The sequence below is a fragment of the Ideonella azotifigens genome (assembly GCF_006519715.1).
Lineage (GTDB): Bacteria > Pseudomonadota > Gammaproteobacteria > Burkholderiales > Burkholderiaceae_C > Ideonella > Ideonella azotifigens.
Map to the genome: position 1 here is coordinate 1 of NZ_VIDT01000356.1, position 5,667 is coordinate 5,667.

At 69.6% G+C, this 5,667-nt stretch carries 1 protein-coding gene; it reads right to left on the reverse strand.

Going from position 1 to position 5,667, the window contains the following annotated elements; all coding sequences use genetic code 11:
- A partial coding sequence (locus tag FKP22_RS32275; protein WP_170200962.1) for a beta strand repeat-containing protein occupies nt 1–5,667 on the reverse strand: 5,667 nt, incomplete at both ends.

Consider the following 5,667-nt stretch of genomic DNA (forward strand, 5'->3'; position numbering starts at 1 on the left):
GTGGATGCCGGCGCTGGCGTCCAGGTCGCCCGCGGTGGCCACGTAGGCCGAGCTGCCGCTGCCCAGCGAGAGCGCGCTGCTGCCCAGGCTCAGCGTGCCGGTGCCGATGTTGCTGACCGAGACCACGCGGTTGCTGCCGGTGGTGCCCAGCGCGCTGATGCTGCCGACATCGAGCTTCACCGGCGTGCCGGCGCCGGTGGCTAAGTTGCTCACCACGCCAATGTCGCCACCGGCCAGCAGGCTGGCACTGTGGCCGCTGACCTGCGTGCCGCTGCCGCTGGCCAGGATGGACCCGGCGGACGACAGGTTGACCGCGCCAAGGCTTGCGCCGGCCGAGACGTTGACCAGCGTCAGGTCACCGCTGCTGGTGCTGATGCTGACGTCATTGCCGCTGGCATCGGTTTGTGCTGCCACCAGCGTGGCGGTGGTCGGGCCGGCGGTGGTGAGGGACACCGCGCCGTTGCTGGCCAGCACCGAACTGAGCGTGATGCCGGCCGTGTTGTTGTCGTCGATGTAGATGCCGTTGGCGCTGCTGGCGCTCAGCGAGCCGGCGGTCGTCTGCAGGCTTTGCGCAGCGCTGCCGACGCCGGCGGTGCCGGTCAGGCTGACGCTGGCGCCGGCCACGCGGGTGTTGTGGTTACCGTCGTCCTGCACCGAGCTGCCAGTGCCGGTGGCGCTCACCGTGACCGAGCCGCTGCCTGCATTCACGTTGCCGAGGATCAGCTCGGTGCCGCCGGTGCTGGTGGTGACCGAGATCGCGCCGCCGCTGGAGCGTGCATTGGCCAGCAGCAGGTCGGCCGAGCTGGTGATGTTGATCGCGCCGCCGTTCGAGTCCACCGAGGACAGCACCGAGGGCGCCGCCGCGTTGAGGTAGATCGCGCCGCCGCCGCTGCTCACCTGCACCCGCTGGCCGCTGGCGGCCATGCGGTTGCTGCTGTCGCCCACGCCGGTGGCGCCGTGCAGGCTGACGTCGAAGCCCTCGACCAGCACGCCCGGGGTGGCGATGATCTTGCCGGCATTGGCCGACAGGTCCACCGCGTTGAAGCGCGCATTGCTGCCGCCCGAGACGCTGCCCACGGTGATGTCGCCAGCGCTGGCGGTGACCGTGATGTCGTTGCCCAGCGCGTCGGTGTCCGAGCTCATCGCGCTCAGCTTGATGTTGCCGGCGGCGGTGACCTGGGTCGCGCCGTTGTGCACCGCGGTGCTCAGGCCTCCATTCAGCGTGCCGGTGCTGCTCAGGTAGAGCGAGCCGTTGCCGGTGACGCTGGCGCTGATGGCATTGCCGGCCGAGCCGTTGACCAGCACCGGTGCGAGTTCGGTGCCAATGCCGTTGGCCGCGCTCAGCGTGATGGCCGCGCTGGACGAGCCACCGGCCAGCGTGCTGCTGCCGGCCAGGATGCTGCCGCCGCTGGCGGTCAGGCTCAGGGTCTTGTTGCTGCCGTAGCTCAGGCTGCCCAGCGTCAGGTCGCCGCTGCTGGCGGTCACCGCCAGGTCGCCCGAGGTGCTGAGGCTGCCCAGGCTGAGCGAGCCGGCCTGGCGCAGGAACAGGCCGCCGTTGCCGCTGCTGGCGGTCACGCTGCCCACCGCCAGGCCCAGCGTGCTGCCGCTGCTGCCAATGTGGCTGCTGCTGCCGTAGGACTGCAGCGTCAGGTTGCCGGCCGTGATCAGCGAGCTGCCGTTGATGGCGTCGATGTTGCCGTCGCCGCTGCTCAGGTAGGCCTGCAGCAGCACCGCGCCGCTGCCGGCGTTGAGGCTGCCGATGCTCAGCGAGCCAATGCCCAGGTAGGTGAAGTCCACGCCGGTGCTGTCGTTCAACGTGCTCAGCGTGGTGAGGTTGCCGCTGTCGCTGGCGCTGAAGGCGAGGCCGCTGGCGATCACGCTCAGCGTGCCGCTGCTGCCGGTGCCGGTGTAGTTGGTGCGGTCTATGCTCAGCGTGCTCAGGTCGGCCGCGTCGGTCACGTAGATGCTGCCGGGGGTGTTGAGCGTGAGCTGCGGTGTGTCGAGGTTCAGACGCGTGCCGCTGCTGCCAATGCCGTTGCCGGTGCCGTAGCGGGCCGACAGGTTCACGCTGCTGCCGCCGATGGCGTTGCTGCCGTTGATGCCGGTGATGCTGCCTTGCGACGAGCTCGCCGTCACGGCGCCGCCGCTGGTGACGGTGCCCAGCGACAGCGTGTAGCCGCTGCTCAGCGTGACGGCCGCCGGGGCTGTCACCGAGCTGGCCGCCAGGTTGTAGCTCTCGCTGATGGCGATGCTGCCGCTGGCACCGTGCGCCGCGCTGGCCGAGGCCGTCAGCGTGGTGGTGCCGCCGCCATTGGCCGACAGGCCGACGGCGCTGGTGTTGCCGATGGAGCCGCTTGCGGTCAAGGCCACCGTGGTGGTGTTGTAGATCGAGCCGCTGAGGATGGAGCCGCCCTGGTTGTCGATGCTGACGGCGTTGCCGCCGGCATTGATCGAGCCCAGCGCAATGTCGCCAACGTCGTTGGCCATGTTGATGCCGCCGGTGGCGCTGATGCTGCCCAGCGTGGTGCGGCCATGCAGCGCCAGGTTCACGCCGCCACCCTGCGCGGTGGCGCTGACGCTGTTGACGGTCGCGTCGATGCCATTGCCGCTGCCGCTGGCGCCCACGGCGCCGCCGTAGCTCACCATGCTCAGCGAGGCCGCCTGCACCTGGGTGTTGGGGTCGCCATCGCCGAGGATGCCGCCGCTGCTGGTGCCGGTCAGCGCCACCGTGCCGGTGCTGCCGAGGTCCAGGCTGCCGACCTGCATCGCCCGGTCGCTGGTGAAGCTGAAGGCCAGGCCCTGTGTGTCGTCCAGGCTGGTCAGCGCGGTGCCGGTCACGCTGTCGGTGGCGCTGAAGAGCTGGTAGGCCGCGCCGGTGATGGGGGTCGAGACAATGCTGTAGGTGCCGCCGTAGCCCACCGGGTGCGTGGTGTTGATGGCCAGCCGGTCGATGTGGGTGTCGGACTCGACGTTCAGCGCGCCGGTCACATTGAAGCTGACCAGCGGTGCCGTCAGGTGGATGGGGTTGCCCACGCTGCCGATGGCGCCGCCGTTGCTGGCATAGAAGGTGGCGCTGCCGGCGGTGATGCGGTGGCTGCTGTCGGCATCGCCGAGGATGTCGCCGGTGCTGCTCAGGCTCACGGTGCCGGAGGCGGTGACATCGACCACGTCCACCGCCTGGTCGCGCCGCGTGCTCAGCGCGAAGTTCAGGCCGGTGCTGTCGGCCACGTTGTTGAGGTGGGTCGTGCCGTTGTCGCTGATGTCGAAGCTCAGCGAAGGCGCCGTCACCTGGTAGACCGGGGCCGTGCCGCCAGTGGTCTGCGAGCTGGTCAGCGACAGGCTGCTCAGGTCCTGCGCATTGTCGGCAAAGGCGTTGGCGCCGGTGGCAATCGCCAGCCCCAGCGCATCGGTCTGCATGCGGGTGCCGCTGCCGCCGGCCGCGCCCACCGAGCCGCTGGCCGACAGCGTGATGCTGCTGGCCGTCAGCAGGCTGGTGCCGTCATTGGTGATGGCAGTGCCACTGCCGGTGCTGTAGAGCCCCAGTGCTCGCCCGGCCTGGGCGTTGACGCTGCCCAGGCTCAAGGCCACGTCGGTGCTCAGCGTGAAGTCCAGGCCGCTGCTGTCGAGCAGGTTGGCCAGGTGGTACTGGTTGCCGCCCACGCTGTCGCTGAGGTTCAGCGTGAGCCGCGGTGCGGTCACCGAGATGGTGTTCTGCACGCCCGGCGTGCCGTGCGTGGAGGTCATCGTCAGCGCGTACAGGTCGGACGCGTTGGCCACGTCGATGTCGGCACGCGAGACCAGCGTCAGCCGGCGCACGTCGGTCAGCACCGTGCCGCTGGCGCCGATGGACTGGTTGGCGCTGAGCTTCAGCGTTGGCGTGGTGAACAGGCCATCGCTGCCCTGCAACAGCGAGCCGCTGTTGGTGGCCACGTCGGCCGAGCTGCCGACGCTGTTGGCCAGCAGGCTGAGGTTGCCATTGTTCGAGAGGTACAGCGTGGAGCTGAGGCTGCTGGCCAGCGTGCTGGCTGCCGTGTACAGCGGCGTGCTGCCCTGGTAGCCGAAGGCGCTGCCGCCGTTCAGGCTCAGGTCGCCGGTGGTGATGCTGGGGCTGCCAGCATTGGCACCGCTGCCGCCCTGGATGTAGCTGCTGCTGCTCAGGTTGACCTTGCCGCCGGCGCCGGTGTTGACGCTGCTGGCGGTGATCACGCGGTCGGCCTTGAGCGTCAGGTCCAGGCCGCTCTGCGAGATGTTGGCCAGCTGGAAGGCGTTGTTGCCCAGGGTGTCGCTGATGCTGAAGGTCAACCCGGTCGAGCTGATGCTGTAGCTCTGCGTGCTGGCGCCGCTGGTGTTGTGCCGGGCATCCAGGGCGAGGCTGGTCAGTGTGGTGCTGTTGGACACGCTGACATTGCCGCCGGTGGCGATGCTCAGGTTCTTGGTGTTGGTGCTGAGCGTGGCGCCCGCGCCCACGCCGCCGTTGTAGCCCGTGGCCGACAGCGTGACGGTGCCACCGGTCAAGCTGCCGCTGCTGCGGTTGATTTGTGCGCCGGTGCCGGTGGGCGCGCTGCGCGAGGTCAGCGAGATCGAGCCCGTGGTGCTGGTGCCGGCGTCTATGGTGGCCAGGCTCAGGGCCCTGTCCACGCTGTAGCTGAAGTCCATCGCGCCGGAGACGGCCAGCCCGATGCTTTGGGCGGCGCCGTCGGTGATCGCGAAGCTGTTGAGGTTGCCGGCGCTGACGCCGTAGCCGTAGGTGGCTGTGGAGACGCCGTGCGTCAGCGTCATGTCCAGCTTGGCGAGGTTCTGGGCGTCGCTGACGTAGACATCGGCGCTGCCGTTGAGGATCACGGTGGGCGAGTCGACGCGCAAGGCCGTGCCGCTGCTGCCAATCGAGCCGCCGCCGGCGGTGCTGGACGTGGCGGTCAGCAGCACGCGGTTGCCGGCAATGGTGCCGCTGCTGCTGTCGCTGCTGATGTTGCTGTTGGCGCCGCCGCCGCTGGTGGCGAGCGTCACGTCGCCGGTGGCCGTGATGGCGCCGACCTGGATGTTCTTGTTGGTGCTGAAGCTGGTGTTGGCGAGCGCGGTGCCGCTGAAGTCCAGGCTTTGCGTCGTGCCGCTGTCGGTGATGCCAAAGGTCTGGCCCGCAGCGGTGATGTCGAACACGCTGGCGGTGCCGGCGGCAGTGGTGGTGTTGGTGCTGGTCAGCGTCAGGTTGGCCAAGGCGCTGTCGTCGGCCACATACATGTTGCGGCCGGCGCTGGCGGTCAGCGAAGTGGTGCCCTGCAGCGCGATGGCATTGCTGCTGGTGCCGATGGCATAGGCGCTGCCGGCGGTGAGGCCCACGGTGCCGGCGGCAATGTAGGCGCCGGAGGCCGCGTCGTTGCCGATGTCGGCGGTCGAAGTGAGCGTGGCCGAGCCGGCGGCGCCCAGGTCAATCTGGCCGACCTTGACGCTGCGCTGGCCGCTGAAGCTGAAGGCCAGCGGCGTGCTGCTGCTGACCTGCTGCAGGTCGTGGCTGCTGGCGTCCTCGCTGATCACCACGCTCTGGCCCGCGGCCGTGCCGATGCTGATCGTGCCCGCAGAGCCGGCCGAGCGCGTGAGGCTCAGCGTGTCCAGCGTGGCGCTGTCGTTCACTGCCACGTCGGTCTTGGCGCTGACCAGCAGCTTGGGCGT